Source organism: Neisseria sp. 74A18, from assembly GCF_001308005.1.
Taxonomy (GTDB): Bacteria; Pseudomonadota; Gammaproteobacteria; order Burkholderiales; family Neisseriaceae; genus Neisseria; species Neisseria dumasiana.
This window is the reverse complement of the sequence record NZ_LGZA01000028.1, coordinates 21,587-38,969: the sequence shown is the minus strand read 5'-3', so window position 1 is coordinate 38,969 and position 17,383 is coordinate 21,587. Positions and strand designations below refer to the sequence as shown.

Below are 17,383 nucleotides of genomic sequence, written 5' to 3'. Positions count from 1 at the left end.
ATAAGAGACAAGTATATGAATGTATAATTATGAATATTAAGAGAATTAAAAGAGAATTTTTGCGAGTAAGGAGCGTATATGTCGGATTTGGATGATTTTGTGAAAAATAACGCCCCTTCAGGCAAAAAATCCAAACTGGACGACTTTGCCGAAGAGATTTTCACCTTAAAAAATCTTGGTTATTCAGAAAAAGATATTGTGCGTTTTTTGTTGGAAAAAAAAGCCGTATCTGTTACTCAGCCGACTTTAAATAGGTTTATTAGAAGTAGAAAGTCTGCTTGCTCGGTTTTCAAACAACCCGAAAATATTGCTTTTTCTTCAAATCAATCAGTGCTCAATGATCAAGGACAACAAGGTAAAAATGAAGAGAGAATTCCCGTGTTTGAATTTAAGCCGGGCGAATTCGACGTTAATAAGTTTGTCGGCTAAGAAAAAAGCCGTCTGATTTTTTCAGACGGCCTCAAATCACCATTTTCAATCAAGTTCCAAAATAGCCTCAATGCGGGATAAAACATCTTGCACCACATAATCGGGAACCTTCTCTTTCAACGCTGCTTTTCGTGCCTTCCAATCCAGTGATTTGAGCTGGTGGCAATGAATATTACCTTGAGTATGGGTTCCGGCTCCGAGCAGGCTGGAAAGCATTCCCCTAGCGGCTTCGGCTTTGCCTTGTGAAATGGGACAGGCAAAAACCAGTCCCATCGCTTTGTTAAATGCTTTGGCCGATACCACCAAAGCAAAATGATCTCCCTGCATTTCCTTTCCTGATGCAGGATCAAATCGAAGATGGATAATATCGCCTTTTTCCGGGATATACGTCATTCGGCAATCTCCTTGCCAACATCCGGCATTTCTTCCCACCCTTCAGCACGAGGGGCATCACCTTGCATCTCTGATAGCAATTCCGACAGCTTATATCGTGGCCGTTTAACTGCCTTAATCACGATCGTTTGCCCTCTGACTTCGGTTTGCAGTTCATCACCAATTTGCAGACCGAGCTGGCTGATAATCTCTTTGGGAAAGCGCACTGCCGCGCTGTTTCCCCATTTCTGTAACTTCATACTGATACTCCCATTGACGTGTATCTACATTGTAGATACTTTGGATTTGAGTGTCAAAAATATGCCTTCCAAAACCAACTTATCCACAAAAAACGTGAATATCCCCCCTGCTAAACACTTTAAACGTTTATTTCCAAATTGAAAAATAATTTGCACAAAAAATCATCAGGCCGAATGGCCTTATTAATATCTGTAAGTGGTCTCTGATGTGATCTCTGTATAGATATTGTCCTCGGCGTACAAAGTTCTCTGTTCAATATGTACAGTGTACTTTGCACAATATGTACAAAGACATGATTTTATTGACTAAATTCCAGTAATAGAAAAGGCCGTCTGAAAACGGACACCAACGGTTTCAGACGGCCTTAATACCCGAATTTACGAAAAAAGCATAAAAAAACGGCCGATGCAGTGCATTGACCGTAACAAAAAGCCTTTGAATTGCTCAAAAACAGGGTGAAAATCATTTGTTTAGGACGTATGGGTAATAGTAAGCCGCGGGATGCCGTCAGGTCTTATTTGCCTGATTTCATACCGCCTTTTTTCAAATAGTTTTGTATTGCTTGATACCCGTCATTACCTGATAGATCAGGTTTTTCGGGCGGGGGCTTGTCGGGCTTTTCTTGCGGTGGGGCGTGCTTCTGACGCTCTTTTGCAGCTGCATCCAGTTCTCGCCGCGTGCGTTCTTCCTGTGCTTTCAATGCCACTTCAGACGGCCTGTTCGGTTGGTTATTATCGTTATGATAAAAACCTAACCAGCCTTTAAGAATGCTCCGCTCCATAATGGGGCGAAGATCGAGATTTTGATTGTGGAATGCCGCCAGTTGCTTAATGGCGGTTTTTTTTGCCCCTGTGCCCGCTTTTTTACCAGCCTCAATCCGCATATCGAGATAGTTGTGCCACAAATCCAGCGGGATGAATTTCGGCAGGCGGTAATTATCTCGGTCGTAGTGGTGGCGGCTGTTCTTTTCGGGAACGGGAATGCCCCGCAATTCGCAGATTTTGTCCAACAGAACCTCGCGGTTGAGATACCAGTGCATTCTGCCGTGTACCCCGCCGCGCCGATATTGCACCAAGCCGAGCTTAAGCAGGGTGCGGCGTACTTTTTCATAGCCGCGCCGTGTCAGACCGAGTTCCTGCTTCAAATCCGCAGCTGTCTTGTAGAGCCAGCCGCACCGCTTCGGCTCTTTATCGGCCACATCGCTCCACCAAAACAGATTAGATAGAAACGAAGCCGCCTGAAAATCATGTGCGCACACGGGCATAAACTCGTCATAGATCTGGACGAATTTTTCGCTTAGGTGTGGGCGCAGGTCAGCGATAAGCATTTAATGATTTCCGTTTAACGCTATGCGTTATATAATATATCCATGATTCAAACTTTTAACTGCAAACATACAGAGCAACTGTTTCAAGGCCGCTGCCCATTGAAATTCAGGGCTATCCGCAAGACGGCGGAACGCAAGCTGCAAATGTTGGATTCTGCTGTTACCGTGGATTTTCTGCGTTCCCCGCCCGGCAACAGGCTTGAAGCACTCAAAGGCAGCCGTATCGGACAGTTCAGCATCCGCATCAACGACCAATGGCGGGTTTGCTTCCGTTTTGAAAACGGACATGCCTACGATGTTGAAATTGTCGATTACCATTAAGGAGCTACCATGAATAACAAAATGAGACCCATACACCCCGGCGAAATTTTGCGCGAAGAGTACCTGATTCCGCTCGACATAACGGCCAACGCCCTGTCTGTCGCCCTGCATGTGCCCGCACCGCGTATTAACGACATCGTGCGCGAAAAGCGGGGCATCAGTCCCGACACCGCCTTGCGCCTCGCCCGTTATTTCGGCGGCGATGCACAAAGCTGGCTGAACCTGCAAAACGCCTACGATCTGAAAATGGCGGAACAGTCTCTGAAACAGGAAATCGACCACATTATTCCCATGCAGGCATAAACAGCCGCAACAATCGCCATACAACGGAGCCGTAACAGGTTCTGTTTTTTTATGCGCGTATAGGGGCATAAACTCGTCATAGACTTGGACGAATTTTTCGGTTAAGTGTGGGCGCGGGTCTGAGATAAGCATTTGGTTTTTTTTAATGACTATGCTTTAAATTTTCGAATTTTCTCTACCTGATATAGGCGCGGATTTATTTTTACTTTTCCACCCGTCAGTATTTGAATCCTGTACGCTTGCTTTTCCGGAACAACCTCCTGCCATTGTGTTACCGCAGACGGACTAATTCCCAAAGCTCTAGCAACAGCAATTTTCGTACCATAAAAAGCAATAACATCTTTAGTTAGCATAATGAAATATTCTCTTTTTTAAGTTCTCTTAAAGTATAGATGTAAAGAATACTTAAATCAACATGAGTTAAGATAACTTAAAGCTAAAATAATTCCGAGAAGAGGTTCCTTGTGCAAGCAAATACAATCGGAGAGCGTATCCGAAAAATGAGGAAAGACATGAATCTGACCCAACAAGATTTAGCCAAAAGGCTAAAAGATGTGTCTCATGTCGCAATCTCTCAGTGGGAATCAAATACCACAAAACCTAATGCAGAGAATTTGTATGATCTCTCAACTCTCTTTGGCTGCGATTTGGGTTGGTTGTTGAAAGGAATTGAAAGTGAAGCTAGTAATGCAAACTTCATTTCTGAAATTTCTTCTGAAAAAATTCCCATTCTTAACTATAAAGATGTTTATAAAATTAATGAGGATTCTCCTTTTATATCAACAACAGGAGAATTCATCATGACTGACATCAAGAGTTCAAAACTTACCTTTGCCTTGAAACTCGAGGGAGACTCAATGGCAAATGATTTTTTAAATGGTGACATCATCATCATTGACCCAATGGAAAAACCCGAGCCGGGAGAGTTCGTATTGGCAGTCGTAGGTGAGGATGTCTTATTTAGAAAATACCGTGTTGACAATCTTGGGCAATTTTCTCTTCAGCCCCTTAATCCTGATTACCCTGTAATTTCATCAAATGATACGGAAATTCGAATTATTGGAATTTTGGTTGAACACAGAATTTATAGGAGAAAACGATAAGAAAGGCCGTCTGAAAATTTTCAGACGGCCTTAGTTAAAATTAAATTAAGCCTTTATCAATACATCTGCGGAAATACCGAGCTTGTCATGAATCCTGCGGATCATCGCCAGCGTCAGTGGACGTTTACCATTAAACACTTCATAAACCCGATTGGGCTTGCCGATAATCCCGTCCATATCTTTTACATCCAACCCCAATTGTTCCATACGAAATTTAATGGCTTCAATCGGTTCCGGCGGCTCTATCGGATAGTGGTTTGATTCGTAAATGCCGACTAAATCAACCAATACTTCAAAATAATCTGCCTCTTCCTTTGGAGCGGTATCAGGCTCGCGGTCAAAAAAATCCCCTAAAAGTTTTAATGCTTTTTGGTAATCGGCTTCCGTTTTTAATGGTTTGATTGGAGGTAAAACAATCATCTTCAATCCTTTCATCGTTCGACAGTCTCTGCATCTATCCCATCATATTGCTGATGAGTACCAATAAATTTTATGTAAGCGGATTGTGCGGAAAACCAAAATGAAACAACCAACCTATAACGATTTCCTTTGATATTAAAAACAACCCGATTATTTTTTAGAATGCTTGCGCTACCAAACTGCTTTTTAATATCGTGCATATCCTGCCATTGAGCTTTTTTTATTTCATCGTACCATGCTTTCAGCGGTTGCTCTGTTTCCGGGTGCTTCGCCCAAAACTCCCTTAACGTTGAAACGGAAATAACTTTCATGAAAAAACCTGTCATTCTGTGACACCTGAACAATAGTCCCATAATGGGATTTTGTCAATTCTATAATTGTAAAAAGGCCGCCTGAGAATTTTCAGACGGCCTTTTTGTACCTATTAAATCAACTTCTTTCTGCTAGATGGAAATAAAATAAAAATGTTTATTTTCAATTTGATATATTTTAAATTTAAGATAACTTTAATTAGTGCTTGTGTATAAATTTAAGTTATCTTAAAATAACTCAAACAGTAAACCAAAGCTCTTTAACAACTTGAAATCGTAGCAACCGGCCTTTGGAGTCGTCTAAGTCCTCATACTTATTATTGGCTGAAACGTGCAGGCTTCACTAAAACTTTAGACGGCAAGCGTAGAAAAGGCTTCGAACCTTTGGGTAAACAAAACCACCGAAACGGTGGGCGCACAAACGGTTGCAGGCGACATTCAACACGCCACTAAAAGAAAAGCCGCGCATCCGGGTAGCGCAGTGGCGTCCGGTAACAGGCGGCTGTTGAACGTATTTGATAATCGGGGCGTATCCCCGATGCGGAGCGATAATCTACGGACAAGCTCCAAACTACATACTGATTTTTTGAGGCTGCCTCTTGGTGGGCAGATTCAGGGCTTTACCGCCCTTTAGTGTGCCGATAACGCACACGTTTTATAAGACGGTCTCGCACACCGTCTTAGGTCTGCACCCAGACCCAAGCCCGTTTGTTAAAGCGGGCTTCCGTGTGGGTATTGTACACCTATCCAGTTAGAAAGTAACTAAAGTTATTTTATGTATTTTAAGTAGTTTCAGCAGGCCGTTTGAAAAATGATTTTCAGACGGCCTCACCATAACGGAGGTTGGGGCTGAATCCCGTTCGGCAGGGAGGATGCAGCAAGCGGCTCGGGTGTGGTCTCCGTTATGTTTTTTCGCACACCATAGTTCGCCTGTGGCAGGGCGTTAACGCATAAATCAGCCTTTGAGAGTTCGACCTGCTCCGGCCGAAAGGGGGTGGGAAGACGCTTACAGACCTCGCGATACCGGTTCGGGCGGGTGAAAGGCCCGCTTTTCTGCTTACCATTCGCCCTAAAGGAGATTGCGATGTCCACCGTGTATTTTGAATACGATTTAAAAAAAGTACCGCGTGTTCAATATGAGAATTATTTTGCAGGTTTAATATTTGGTATTTTACCGATTATTGCTTCCTGTCTGTTTGATAAACACTTGCTGTTCGGTTTCCCGTTCGGGCGGGAAACGGCAGCGTATTATTTCTATATTGGCTTGATGATCTTTTTCTTAGTCGACATGCTTTTTCTTACTTATTCCTACACAGACGAAGATCAGGTATTCCGCTTTGGGCAAAACGGCTTCTACTGGGATAATGGCGCAATTATTGGGAAAGAGACGTTCTACCGACCATCTGAAAAAATCTGCCGTATCACATTCAGCCGCACGGGCAGATTGGAATTGACGGATAGTCTTGGTAAAACCTTTACGGCAGACAGGTTGAAATATAGTGAGCAGGCAGAACAACAACTTGCTGAATGTTTTCCTATGGCTTGGGAGCAGGGTATTCCCTCAATTCCGTCTGAAATAAAGACTGAAAAATAAATTGATAGCAGGCTTCGCTATTTTTACGAATGGCATATCCGTTTTGTATCATTCCGCAATCTGAATACCGGTAAGCATCCAGCCATAGCAGCCATACATCGTATTGCTCCACTTTTCGGTAGGCGTAACCCAAAATAACGATAAGTAGGAGGCATGAGCCTGAATAGATAGCATAACGAAAAGAGAGCATGATGCTCCCTGAATGAAATGCTTGCCATGCAAATTTGATTGATTGGCAGAATAAAGGAATACACAGCAAAACGGTACAAGCAATACAAGCTGCCCATGCAGTAACTGAAAAATCAAGATTTTCCTTAAAAATTCCATATTTGTTATTGAAATGCCAAGTTGCAAACATCTTGGTTGCGAAAAACGACATTGCGGAGCAAATGAAAAAACCTACTACCCTGCGAACTTTAAAAATAATTTGCTTACGTTTTTGAAAAAAAGTCCATACTGAAAAGATCAAAAAACCGCAATGGGCAAAAACAATATTTCCGTTCATGCTGAAGTAGTAATAAAGGATAAGCACTAAAATAATCGCTATGCTTTCGCATAATGTAGGCGCATTTTGATATTCTTTCATGGGCGTTTCCTGTTTTGTGTAAAGAGAAGATGTGGGAATCCAATCTTAACACGGACATTGAAACGCCCGCCTTACAACAAAGGCCGTCTGAAACCATGATTTTCAGACGGCCTTTTTTATCTACCAACTTTTTTATGTAAAAGGAGAACGACTATGTTCCATATCCAAACCCGCAGACCCGTGTCCGTATCCGTTATCGGTACTTACGACACGATCGAAGATGCATCGCGGCAGGTTGAACTATTTTTGCTGAAAAAAGACCCCGACGCCTGCGCTAACATCGTGCCGTCTGAAAACAGAACCGGCTACACGGTGCAAGTTGTGAAATGGCAATAAAAAACCGCTTTGTTTCCAAAGCGGCCTGTTTAATTTAAAAGGGATAAAACCATAGGGGTATGGCGATTATCCTTTTCTTGCGGAGACATGTCAATGAAGAAAATTTTTGCAGTTTCGGCGGCGGTTGCCGCTTTTGTTTCATTCCCTGCTCAGGCATCCGATGTATTGACGGGTGATACCCGATTGGCCTGCGAAGCTGTTTTGTGTTTATCCAGCGGAGACAGGCCGTCTGAATGTGCACCGTCTATCAAGCGGTATTTCTCCATCAAACATAAACGCTTGCACAAAACTTTGCAGGCGCGTAAGGATTTCTTAAATCTTTGTCCGTCGAGCCATGAAGGGCAGATGCCCGATTTGGTAAACGCATTGGTCAACGGTGCCGGCCGTTGCGATGCAAACGAATTGAATCGGGTAATGAGATCAACCTATACCGTCCAAAAATATGTGCCGCACGGTAAAGGTGGGAGAGACGGTTGGTATGACACGGTACACATACCATACGTCAAAAATTCAAAGCCCAGTTACTGCCGCGCATATTTTGACCACGAATGGACGACTACCGGCGATAAAGTCAAATATGTTGGAACTGAAAAAGACGGCGGGCGTTGGGTAGATGTGAAATAGTTCACTCGGCTCCGGTTTCATTCCTCCATCCAACCCTACCGGAGCAACTTCAACCGGCGGAGTTAGCATTCTCCGCCGGTCTTTTTACAGACTAAAGCGCGCCTGATTTAAGGTGTTTTTTAATGTGTAAAAAGATTGGCCGCTTGTGGCCGTTTGATAAAAGGAAATAACAATGAAAGAAGTGCATTTAGTCATTCAGGGTAAGGGTGGTGTAGGCAAATCATTTACAAGTGCGATCATCGCCGACTATATGGAGGAGGTTGCCTCCGCCAAAATCCCCGTGTTCTGCTATGACACTGATCCAGTGAATCGTACTTTCAGCCGCCATAAAAAGCTGAAAACCGACGTGATTGATATCATGACGGAATTTAATACGATTGATTCTGCCCGTTTTGACCGTCTAATTGAGGAGTTGGTAGAAAAAGACGGCATTGGAATCGTTGATAACGGCGCGGCCACATTCGTTCCCTTGATGGCATATCTCACGGAAAACCGTGTTCCTGAACTTTTAAAAGATTCGGGAGTAAGGCTGATTCTTCATGTCCCGATGAATGGTGGGCAGGCATTTTTTGATTGTGCCGACGGTCTGGACAAGGTGCTAACCAGCATAAAGTCCGAAGTAGTGGTTTGGCTGAATGACCACAAGGGAAAAGTCGAGTACAACGGCAAACCGTTTACCGAATTTCAAGTTTATAAAAACAACCTTGACCGTATTATCGGTATCGTCCACATTGAAAACCGTAACCCGGATACCTACGGCAAAGATATTGAGCGGATGACTTCTTTAAGCCTTACATTAAGCGAAGCCGTCGAATCCGATGTTTTCACATTGATGCCCCGACAGCGGCTGAAAAATGTCAAACGCGATTTATTTGCACAAATGGCCGCTTTACCCATTTGGGTGAATAATTCATCTAAAAAATTGAAGACAGGTGTTGCTGATGAGCAGTGAAACAGACCACATCATATCCGAAGTATTCCGCCTTACAGGTCTTCGTATTTCCAAAGATGATCCGGTAATGGCGGTTCTTCTTATGCAGCAGCAAATGTTCGATACCGCCTTTGCTGAGTTTACTGCCCATCAGATAAAAACAACTTCGACACTTACCCAAGATATTGCTACCCATGCCGAAAACATCACGGTAGCCGCCGCAAAACTTGAAACCTACCGAGAGCAGCTTTTGGTTGAGCTGGCACAGCAAGCCAGCAATCAGATAAAAGAAACTGAAGATCGTGTTTATGCGTCGGTTTCTAAACGTGTTATTGAGGACGTAGAGGCTGCTAATGCAGCATTTATAGATAGCATGAAAAAGCTGTTGATGTTTGTTTCTGCGGCTTGGGTTATCGGATTGCTGCTACTGGTCGGGGTTGTCGTTTTTAAATAGTCCGCATCTTGATATTACTTGGAGAATTACAATGCTGAGTGAGGCTACTCCTATTATTCGTACCATTAAGATACCGCCCGGCTTTACTCCGCCGGAAAACAACTACCCGCACTACCGGCTTTTACCGGTGCAAACAGAAACAGGCAGATTCCACTGCCTGTTTTTTTACATTACGGCCAAAGATTTTTTGATACTCGAGCCGAAAATAAAACGGCATCTTGCTATCGGAAAGCTGTCCGAATTTCTGAAAACAGCAACGTACACGGTGTATGAAACAGTATATGAGTGAACAGATATGAATACATATGATGTTGAAGAAGCTGCTGAATACTGTAAATGCCACCCGGAAACCATTCGGGAGCATATCAGGGAAGGCAGATTAGTAGCGTCCAAACCCGGTCGTAAATATTGCATTAAGAGGTCTGCACTTGACGCATTCCTTTCCAATCAAGAGAATGAGCAATTGCAGGCTTCACTTGCTAATAGGAGTGAAGAAAAATGCTTAAAACCGATGGATTGTATCGCCGTGGAAACGGTGTCTGGTACATTGATTTTACGACACCAAGCGGAAAAAGAGTTAGACGCTCTGCTCGCACAAAAGACAAAAAATCAGCCGAAGAGCTGAGAGATAAACTCAAGCATGATGCTTGGCGAGTTTCCCAACTTGGCGAAAAGCCTAAGCGTTTATGGGATGAAGCCGCTTTAAAGTGGCTCAAGGAGAAGGCTGCAAAAAGAAGTATAGAAGACGACAAGTCAAAAATACGAATGCTGACACAATTCAGAGGAGTTTATTTACATCATATTGATAACGAGTTCGTGATGAATGTGGTGGGCAATCTGAATTGCAAAAACAGCACGAAGAACCGCTATTTATCTCTTATCATTTCTATTTTGAATGCAGCTGCAAAAAAATGGAAATGGATAGACAAAGCCCCATACATTGAAAAATACAAAGAGAATGAAGGGCGAGTTCGCTGGTTAAAGCCTGCTGAAGCTCAAAGGCTGATTGGGGTTGCAAAACCAAGGTATTTTGCTGATCTGATTATATTTAGTCTCAATACTGGTTTAAGACAGAGCAATGTTTTAAATCTAAAGTGGAGCCAAATAGATTTAGATCGTAAAGTTGCTTGGTGTTATCCTGATGAGATGAAAGCTGGAAGAGCTTTGGGTGTTGTTTTGAATGAAGCCGCGATTGAGGTTTTGAGGCGACAGATTGGAAAACATTCCGACTACGTTTTTGTCAACAAGCGTGGGAATCCTATTGTTGGTATAAACAGTAGGTATTGGAAGAAAAGTCTTGAGTTGGCCAACATAACAGATTTCACATGGCACGATTTGAGACACACTTGGGCAAGCTGGCTAGTGCAACGCGGAGTACCATTGAGGGTGTTACAGGAGATGGGTGGATGGAAAACACTATCTATGGTTCAACGCTATGCACATTTGTCGTCGGAGCATTTGCAGTCACATGCACAGATACTGTCTGATTTGGTTAGTCATACGGAGAATGATGACACAAATTTGTCACAGTAACTTTAGCCGGAATGTTTTGGCTTGATGATTATTTGATACGAAAAGATAATTTTCTTAGCGAAATCATGATGGTTATGGTGCCCGGAGCCGGAATCGAACCGGCACGACCTGTTTAGGGTCGACGGATTTTAAGTCCGTTGTGTCTACCTATTTCACCACCCGGGCTTTGTCTTTTATTTCTGAATGAAATGAAAGACAAATAACTTGGAGGCGGGGGCGCGGATTTTAACCGGCCTGTATAAGGGTTGCACCCCTTATCGCATAAACACTCTGCCACCCCGCCATGAGGGTTTGATTGGAGGCGGAAGTCGGAATCGAACCGGCGTACACGGCTTTGCAGGCCGCTGCATAACCACTCTGCCATTCCGCCTAAACTTTACAAGCCGTTTAAGTGGTGTAAACGGCTTGGTATTTTGGAGCGGGAAACGAGTCTCGAACTCGCGACCTCAACCTTGGCAAGGTTGCGCTCTACCAACTGAGCTATTCCCGCTTTGGTTCAAATGTAAATTGTTGGAGCGGGAAACGAGTCTCGAACTCGCGACCTCAACCTTGGCAAGGTTGCGCTCTACCAACTGAGCTATTCCCGCATTTGAATTACATTTGAAGTTAAACTGTGGAGCGGGAAACGAGTCTCGAACTCGCGACCTCAACCTTGGCAAGGTTGCGCTCTACCAACTGAGCTATTCCCGCTTTGGGCTTTTGCTTACTGCTTTGCAAAAGAGAAGGCCATTATAGTGTCTGAAATTTTGCTGTCAAGCATTTTGTTGGGATTTAATGCTTAAATTCGTTCCATGCCATTTTCAAATAATAGAACATCGACCATAGTGTTAACACAGATGCGATAAACATCAATATGTTACCGATGCTGATAAGGTTAAAGCCGTAAAAATCTTGCAATCCGATCAGCAACAGCAAAATAGCGGCCATTTGTGCGGCGGTTTTGAATTTTCCGATGGTGGCGACGGCCACGCTGTTGCGCTTGCCCATTTGCGCCATCCATTCGCGCAATGCTGAAATGGTGATTTCTCTGCCGATGATGATCATGGCGAAAATGGCATAGGTTCTACCTAAGCTAACCAGCAACAATAAGGCTACGGCAACCATCAGTTTGTCGGCAACGGGATCGAGAAAAGCGCCGAAATCGGAGGTTTGCTTCCAACGGCGCGCTAAAAAACCGTCGAACCAGTCGGTAACGGCGGCAATGGCAAAAATCACGGCGGCTGTCCAATTTACGGTTTGTATGTCCAGCCATTCTTTGGGCAGGTAAAACAGAAGTGTGAATACCGGAATCAGCAATACGCGCATCCAAGTAAGGAAAATGGGAACATTCCAGGGCATGATTTGTGGCTTTCTGTGTTTTGCTGCTGATATAGCAATATAAACTTATTTTTGATGCAAGGCGGCAAGCCGCAAACAGTATGGATAATATAAAACTAAAACCGATTCTGTTGCCGCTTTAGCGGCTTGTTCTATCGTTCTCTTTGAGCTAAGACGCAGCAACGCCGTAGCGGAAATAAAGTTTATTTGCTATATGCCTGCGTGTTTTCAGACGGCTTGTATGATGGGTTGGTATGCTTCCGGCCGTCTGAAAAGTGTGTGCAGAAATTTTATTATTCAAACACGCAACGGCGGTTTGCTAACCGCGGCTGCATTCGGTTGATGCCGAATTATAGCGAATTTAAAGGCTTGCTTGTGCGGGTTATCGTGTGGCGTATGAAAAATAAACCGCACGGCTGTATTCCGCCTTATCTAATATGTATATTTTCAATCAGTGCAGGCTTTCATAAATTTTTTCGGCCAAGGCTTTGCTAATGCCTTCTACTTGAGCCAAGTCTTCTACGCTGGCGGCTGCTACGCCGCGCAGCCCTCCGAAACGGGTAAGCAATGCTTGGCGGCGTTTTGCGCCTATGCCGGGGATTTCGTTTAATGACGACGTTACTCTTGTTTTGTCGCGTTTTTTGCGGTGTCCGGTAATGGCGAAACGGTGAGATTCGTCGCGCACGGTTTGCAGCAAATGCAAGGCGGGGCTGTTGGGCGGTAGGCGGAAAGTTTCGCCTGTGAACGGCAAGATCAGTTCTTCCAAGCCGGCTTTGCGTTCGGGACCTTTGGCGATGCCGATGATGGGGATGTGCAGGCCGAGCTCTTCCCACACGGCTACGGCCATGCCGACTTGCCCTTTGCCACCGTCGATTAAGACGGCATCGGGCCATTTGACGGCTTCGCCGTTGGCTTCGGCTTCGACCATTTTGCCGTAACGGCGGGTAAGCACTTCGCGCATGGCGGCGTAGTCGTCGCCGGCTTTGGCGGTGGTGATGTTGTAGCGGCGGTATTGGTTGGGTTGGATATTATGCTCGTCGTACACAACGCAGGAGGCGATGGTGGCTTCGCCCTGCGTGTGGCTGATATCAAAGCATTCGAGGCGTTGGAGGCCGTCTGAATCCATGTTTAACACGCGTGCCAGTTCTTCGATGCGGTGTTGCTGGTTGCTGTGCTGCAAACGGTGTTGGGCAATGGCGAGTTTGGCGTTTTTCTCTGCCATGTTCAGCCAGATTTTGCGCTCGCCTATGGTTTTGGTAACGAATTGGATTTGCTTGCCGTGTTCTTGGTTTAAGGCCGTCTGAAGCACTTCGGGCAAAGTGAAGTTGCTGATGATGACGTCGGGCTTGCTTTTGCCTAAATAATGTTGGGCGACAAAGGCTTCGGCGTAATCCTGCCCGTTGGGTTCGGGATCATTGCGCACATCGGGGAAGAAACTTTTATCGCCGACATGCCGCCCGCCGCGGATGCTGACCCAATGGATACACACGCTGCCTTGCTCTACCACCAGCGCCAGCAGGTCGATATCGTTGGGATTGTTGGGATTTTTGCTGTCGATGAACTGCTGGCTTTGCACCAACCCAAGTGCTTGGATTTGATCGCGGTAGCGGGCGGCTTCTTCAAATTGCAGCGCGGCGGCGGCCTGATTCATTTTGTGGTGCAGGGTTTGGGTGAGTTCGCCGGTTTTGCCGTTGAGAAAGGTAACGGCTTCGCGCACGCTGGCTTGGTAGTCTTCATAAGAAATATGGCCGACACACGGGCCGGAACAGCGTTTGATTTGATACAGCAGGCAGGCACGGTCGCGGTGTTGGAATACGCTGTCTTCACAAGTGCGCAGGCGGAATACTTTTTGCAGAATCTGAATGCTGTCGCGCACGGCGTAACCGTTTGGATAAGGGCCGAAATATTGGTTGGTTTTTTTGAGCGTGCCGCGGTAATAGGCCATCTGCGGGAACTCGTGCCCGCTCAGCATCAGATAGGGATAGCTTTTGTCGTCGCGGAAAAGAATATTGTATTTCGGCGATAAGGCTTTGATTAAATTGTTTTCCAGAATCAGCGCTTCGGCTTCGGAACGGGTAACAGTAGTTTCCACCGAATGCACCTGCCTCACCATCAAGGTGATGCGCGGAGAGTGGTCGCTTTTCTGAAAATAGCTCGACACCCGCCGTTTCAGATTGACAGCTTTGCCGACGTACAAAACCTGCCCGCTTTTGTCGAGCATGCGGTAAACGCCCGGCAGATTCGGCAGATTTTTCAAAAAAACGGTTAAGTCGAACGGAGTGGACACGGCAGAAGGCAGATTCAGGTTTCAGACGGCCTGAATTATACGGGAAATTATATGTGGCGCGGAGGAATGCAGTCTGCGGGCTATCGAGAATAAATGGGGTGCTGCAAACGCTTTTTTTGGATTGAGTAGAAATTTTGGATAGCCAAATCTCTTTTGAAACATCGTATAGCAAGCCGGCTTTAAAAAGACTTGGCTTTTATGAAAAGGCCGTCTGAAAAGTTTTCAGACGGCCTTTAGTTTCTCAATTAAAGAATCTTATGCCTCTTTGTTTTCAGTCGCTTTCGCACGCAAGCGCAGGCTCAGTTCGCGCAGTTGTTTCTCGTCAACCGCATTCGGCGCATTGGTCAGCAAGCATTGGGCGCGTTGGGTTTTCGGGAAAGCAATCACGTCGCGGATGGATTCGGCACCGGTCATCAACGTAACCAAACGGTCTAAGCCGAAAGCCAAACCGCCGTGCGGAGGCGCGCCGAATTTCAGGTTATCCAGCAAGAAGCCGAATTTTTCCTGTTGCTCTTCAGGGCTGATTTTCAGGGCGGCAAACACTTTTTCCTGAACATCGGCGCGGTGGATACGGATAGAACCGCCGCCGATTTCCCAGCCGTTCAGCACCATATCATAGGCACGCGCCAAGCAGTTTTCCGGGTCGGTTTCCATCAAGTCTTCATGACCGGGCTTAGGCGAAGTAAACGGATGGTGCATGGCGGCATAGCGGTCGTTTTCTTCGTCGTATTCGAACATCGGGAAATCAACCACCCACAACGGTTTCCATTCGTCCACGAAGTAACCGTTTTCCGCGCCGTGTTCATGACCGATTTTGATACGCAATGCACCGATGGCTTCGTTCACAATCTTGGCTTTGTCGGCACCGAAGAAAATAATGTCGCCGTTTTGCGCTTCGGTTTTGGCAATAATTTCTTTCAGGCAGTTTTCAGACAGGAATTTCACAATCGGAGATTGCAGGCCGCTGTCTTCGCCGTTGGTGATGTTGCTCACATCGTTCACTTTGATGTAAGCCAAGCCTTTCGCGCCGTAGATGCCGACAAATTTGGTGTATTCGTCGATGTCTTTGCGGCTTAATTTCACACCGTTGGGCACGCGCAAAGCCACCACGCGGCCGCCTTTCATATCGGCTGCGGCACGGAATACTTTGAATTCTTCGGTTTTCATCAACTCGGTCAGCTCGGTGAATTTGAGCGACACGCGCATATCGGGTTTGTCGGAACCGTAGTAGAACATGGCTTCGGAGAACGGCATGCGCGGGAAGTCGCCCAATTCCACGCCCAATGCATCTTTGAACACTTGTTTGGCCATGCCTTCGGTAATATCCATGATTTCATCTTCGTTCAAGAACGAAGTTTCGATATCGATTTGGGTGAATTCAGGCTGGCGGTCGGCACGCAAATCTTCATCGCGGAAGCATTTGGTGATTTGGTAATAACGGTCGAAACCGGCCACCATCAGCAGTTGTTTGAACAGCTGCGGAGATTGCGGCAAGGCAAAAAATTCGCCCGGATGCACGCGGCTGGGCACGAGATAATCGCGCGCGCCTTCGGGAGTGGAACGGGTCAGCATCGGCGTTTCGATGTCGATAAAGCCTTGTGCATCTAAATAGCGGCGCACACCCATGGCTACTTGGTAACGCAAGCGAAGGTTGCGCTGCATTTGCGGACGGCGCAGGTCGATCACACGGTTGGTTAAGCGTACGTTTTCGCTGATGTTTTCGTCGTCGATTTGGAACGGAGGCGTTGCCGCGGCATTTAAGATTTCGATTTCTTTGGCCAAAATTTCGATTTTGCCGGAAATCATTTTTTCGTTGGCCGTGCCTTCGGGGCGGTTGCGCACTTTTCCGGTAATGCTTAAAACGTATTCGTTACGGGCTGAATCGGCCGTTTTGAATGCTTCGGGGGTGTCGGGATCGATAACCACCTGCACAATGCCTTCGCGGTCACGCAAGTCGATAAAAATAACCCCGCCGTGGTCGCGGCGGCGGTGTACCCAGCCTTTTACGGTAACGGTTTGGTCTAAGTATTGTTCGCTGATTAGGCCACAATAGTTGGTACGCATAAATTCACCTTAATTAATTAAAATCAATTATTTGTTGATATGTTTGGATTTTTTGGATTTAAAGCCCGAATAAGCAATGCCGTCTGAAACATACGGTTCAGACGGCCTTATCTGTTACTCCGCCCGCCTGCTCTGCCACCTCATTGGGCAGCACCATGCCGAGTGAAATAATGTATTTCAAAGCGTCGTCCACGCTCATATCCAACTCGCGGACATCGCTTTTTTTAACCATGATGTAATAGCCGCCGGTAGGGTTCGGCGTAGTCGGCACATATACCGAAACATACTCTTCGCCGTTTAAACTGCGCGCAACCGCAGAAGGAATGCTGCCCGAAACAAAAGCGATACTCCAAATATCCGGCTGAGGAAAAGGAACCAATACCGGCGTTTTGAAGGAACGGCTGTTGTCGGACAATAACGACTCCGACACCTTCTTCACGCTGGAATAAATCGACTTCACAACGGGAATGCGGCCGAGCAGATGATCCCAAGCCGCAATCATTTGCTTACCGATCACATTGGCACCGAACAGGCCGGTAATAAACAGAGCCAGCACAGTCACAATCACACCCAAGCCGGGAATATTGAAGCCGAGAAAATGTTTCGGCTGCCAATGCGCGGGCAAGAGATTAATCAATTGATCGGATGCAGACACGATATAGGTGATGACCCATAACGTTACCGCAATCGGCAGCCATACCAAAACACCGGTAATCAGATATTTTTTCAAAGCTTTGCCGATTCCGCCGCTTTCCGCTGCATTTTTGGCCATCATTCATGTTCCATTCAAGGTAATTAATCTTGCCCAAA

The 17,383-nt window shown here is 45.8% G+C and carries 22 protein-coding genes and 5 tRNA genes; 11 read left to right on the top strand and 16 right to left on the bottom strand.

Annotation, left to right across the window (positions count from 1 at the left end; all coding sequences use genetic code 11):
- The first annotated feature begins 78 nt into the window (after positions 1-78).
- Positions 79-429 (top strand): hypothetical protein, encoded by a 351-nt coding sequence (locus AKG43_RS13370; RefSeq protein ID WP_082403047.1) that lies wholly within the window; start codon positions 79-81, stop codon positions 427-429.
- Between the two features lie 45 nt (positions 430-474).
- Here AKG43_RS13370 and AKG43_RS09165 read toward each other — a convergent pair whose 3' ends face one another.
- The 3 genes from AKG43_RS09165 to AKG43_RS09155 form a co-directional block, all read right to left on the bottom strand.
- Complete coding sequence (locus tag AKG43_RS09165; protein ID WP_054600261.1) at positions 475-822, bottom strand: type II toxin-antitoxin system PemK/MazF family toxin; 348 nt, start codon at positions 820-822, stop codon at positions 475-477.
- Positions 819-1,061, bottom strand: a complete 243-nt coding sequence (locus AKG43_RS09160) for an AbrB/MazE/SpoVT family DNA-binding domain-containing protein (RefSeq protein WP_054600260.1) — start codon at positions 1,059-1,061, stop codon at positions 819-821. The genes AKG43_RS09165 and AKG43_RS09160 overlap by 4 nt, the downstream gene beginning before the upstream one ends.
- Before the next feature lie 515 nt (positions 1,062-1,576).
- On the bottom strand, positions 1,577-2,389 hold the full coding sequence (locus tag AKG43_RS09155) for a hypothetical protein (RefSeq protein ID WP_054600259.1): 813 nt from the start codon (positions 2,387-2,389) through the stop codon (positions 1,577-1,579).
- Between the two features lie 42 nt (positions 2,390-2,431).
- On the opposite strand from AKG43_RS09155, the gene AKG43_RS13555 reads away from it, so the two are divergent.
- Together AKG43_RS13555 and AKG43_RS09145 are read left to right on the top strand one after the other, a co-directional pair.
- Positions 2,432-2,710: a type II toxin-antitoxin system RelE/ParE family toxin gene (locus AKG43_RS13555; protein ID WP_054600258.1), complete on the top strand. Its 279-nt coding sequence runs from the start codon at positions 2,432-2,434 to the stop codon at positions 2,708-2,710.
- A 9-nt stretch (positions 2,711-2,719) separates the two neighbouring features.
- Entirely contained in the window at positions 2,720-3,013 is a 294-nt protein-coding gene (locus tag AKG43_RS09145) for a HigA family addiction module antitoxin (protein WP_054600257.1), read from the top strand.
- A gap of 149 nt (positions 3,014-3,162) precedes the next feature.
- On the opposite strand, the gene AKG43_RS09140 is transcribed toward AKG43_RS09145, so the two are convergent.
- Complete coding sequence (locus tag AKG43_RS09140; RefSeq protein WP_054600256.1) at positions 3,163-3,366, bottom strand: Cro/CI family transcriptional regulator; 204 nt, start codon at positions 3,364-3,366, stop codon at positions 3,163-3,165.
- A 111-nt stretch (positions 3,367-3,477) separates the two neighbouring features.
- On the opposite strand from AKG43_RS09140, the gene AKG43_RS09135 reads away from it, so the two are divergent.
- Positions 3,478-4,116 (top strand): S24 family peptidase, encoded by a 639-nt coding sequence (locus tag AKG43_RS09135; RefSeq protein ID WP_054600255.1) that lies wholly within the window; start codon positions 3,478-3,480, stop codon positions 4,114-4,116.
- A gap of 45 nt (positions 4,117-4,161) precedes the next feature.
- Here AKG43_RS09135 and AKG43_RS09130 read toward each other — a convergent pair whose 3' ends face one another.
- A complete protein-coding gene (locus tag AKG43_RS09130; RefSeq protein ID WP_054600254.1) occupies positions 4,162-4,536 on the bottom strand; it encodes a type II toxin-antitoxin system HigA family antitoxin in 375 nt (124 codons plus the stop codon).
- An 11-nt stretch (positions 4,537-4,547) separates the two neighbouring features.
- Positions 4,548-4,847 carry a type II toxin-antitoxin system HigB family toxin gene (locus tag AKG43_RS09125; protein ID WP_054600266.1) on the bottom strand — a complete coding sequence of 100 codons (300 nt, stop codon included), beginning with the start codon at positions 4,845-4,847 and terminating at the stop codon, positions 4,548-4,550.
- 1,084 nt (positions 4,848-5,931) lie between these two features.
- On the opposite strand from AKG43_RS09125, the gene AKG43_RS09120 reads away from it, so the two are divergent.
- Positions 5,932-6,441, top strand: a complete 510-nt coding sequence (locus AKG43_RS09120; protein WP_054600253.1) for a hypothetical protein — start codon at positions 5,932-5,934, stop codon at positions 6,439-6,441.
- Here the strand turns inward: AKG43_RS09120 and AKG43_RS12815 are convergent.
- Positions 6,383-7,027 carry a hypothetical protein gene (locus AKG43_RS12815; protein WP_156300651.1) on the bottom strand — a complete coding sequence of 215 codons (645 nt, stop codon included), beginning with the start codon at positions 7,025-7,027 and terminating at the stop codon, positions 6,383-6,385. The two genes, AKG43_RS09120 and AKG43_RS12815, sit on opposite strands and share 59 nt — an antisense overlap.
- Positions 7,028-7,180: 153 nt before the next feature.
- Here AKG43_RS12815 and AKG43_RS09115 point away from each other — a divergent pair, with 153 nt between their 5' ends.
- From AKG43_RS09115 to AKG43_RS09090, 6 genes are all read left to right on the top strand, one after another.
- Positions 7,181-7,363, top strand: a complete 183-nt coding sequence (locus AKG43_RS09115; RefSeq protein ID WP_054600252.1) for a hypothetical protein — start codon at positions 7,181-7,183, stop codon at positions 7,361-7,363.
- Between the two features lie 93 nt (positions 7,364-7,456).
- The gene (locus AKG43_RS09110) at positions 7,457-7,987 is read left to right on the top strand and encodes a TrbM/KikA/MpfK family conjugal transfer protein (protein ID WP_054600251.1); all 531 of its coding nucleotides are present in this window, start codon (positions 7,457-7,459) and stop codon (positions 7,985-7,987) included.
- 172 nt (positions 7,988-8,159) lie between these two features.
- Positions 8,160-8,939, top strand: coding sequence for a conjugal transfer protein TraL (locus AKG43_RS09105; RefSeq protein ID WP_054600250.1), 780 nt, complete (start codon positions 8,160-8,162; stop codon positions 8,937-8,939).
- Positions 8,929-9,372 (top strand): hypothetical protein, encoded by a 444-nt coding sequence (locus AKG43_RS09100; RefSeq protein WP_231718145.1) that lies wholly within the window; start codon positions 8,929-8,931, stop codon positions 9,370-9,372. Before AKG43_RS09105 ends, AKG43_RS09100 begins: the two co-directional genes overlap by 11 nt.
- A 295-nt stretch (positions 9,373-9,667) precedes the next feature.
- Complete coding sequence (locus AKG43_RS12425) at positions 9,668-9,997, top strand: helix-turn-helix domain-containing protein (protein ID WP_082403046.1); 330 nt, start codon at positions 9,668-9,670, stop codon at positions 9,995-9,997.
- A complete protein-coding gene (locus AKG43_RS09090; protein ID WP_082403045.1) occupies positions 9,889-10,905 on the top strand; it encodes a site-specific integrase in 1,017 nt (338 codons plus the stop codon). Before AKG43_RS12425 ends, AKG43_RS09090 begins: the two co-directional genes overlap by 109 nt.
- 75 nt (positions 10,906-10,980) lie before the next feature.
- On the opposite strand, the gene AKG43_RS09085 is transcribed toward AKG43_RS09090, so the two are convergent.
- The 9 genes from AKG43_RS09085 to AKG43_RS09045 form a co-directional block, all read right to left on the bottom strand.
- Positions 10,981-11,070: transfer RNA gene (locus tag AKG43_RS09085), tRNA-Leu, on the bottom strand.
- A 131-nt stretch (positions 11,071-11,201) separates the two neighbouring features.
- Positions 11,202-11,275: transfer RNA gene (locus AKG43_RS09080), tRNA-Cys, on the bottom strand.
- Positions 11,276-11,319: 44 nt separating this feature from the next.
- Positions 11,320-11,395 (bottom strand) — tRNA-Gly (locus AKG43_RS09075).
- A gap of 21 nt (positions 11,396-11,416) precedes the next feature.
- Positions 11,417-11,492: transfer RNA gene (locus AKG43_RS09070), tRNA-Gly, on the bottom strand.
- A 27-nt stretch (positions 11,493-11,519) separates the two neighbouring features.
- Positions 11,520-11,595: transfer RNA gene (locus tag AKG43_RS09065), tRNA-Gly, on the bottom strand.
- An 81-nt stretch (positions 11,596-11,676) separates the two neighbouring features.
- Positions 11,677-12,243 carry a CDP-diacylglycerol--glycerol-3-phosphate 3-phosphatidyltransferase gene (pgsA, locus tag AKG43_RS09060; RefSeq protein WP_054600247.1) on the bottom strand — a complete coding sequence of 189 codons (567 nt, stop codon included), beginning with the start codon at positions 12,241-12,243 and terminating at the stop codon, positions 11,677-11,679.
- A gap of 430 nt (positions 12,244-12,673) precedes the next feature.
- Positions 12,674-14,509, bottom strand: coding sequence for an excinuclease ABC subunit UvrC (gene uvrC, locus AKG43_RS09055; RefSeq protein WP_054600246.1), 1,836 nt, complete (start codon positions 14,507-14,509; stop codon positions 12,674-12,676).
- A 255-nt stretch (positions 14,510-14,764) separates the two neighbouring features.
- Positions 14,765-16,573, bottom strand: a complete 1,809-nt coding sequence (gene aspS, locus AKG43_RS09050; protein WP_054600245.1) for an aspartate--tRNA ligase — start codon at positions 16,571-16,573, stop codon at positions 14,765-14,767.
- A gap of 97 nt (positions 16,574-16,670) precedes the next feature.
- On the bottom strand, positions 16,671-17,345 hold the full coding sequence (locus tag AKG43_RS09045; RefSeq protein ID WP_054600264.1) for a DUF502 domain-containing protein: 675 nt from the start codon (positions 17,343-17,345) through the stop codon (positions 16,671-16,673).
- Positions 17,346-17,383: the final 38 nt, after the last annotated feature.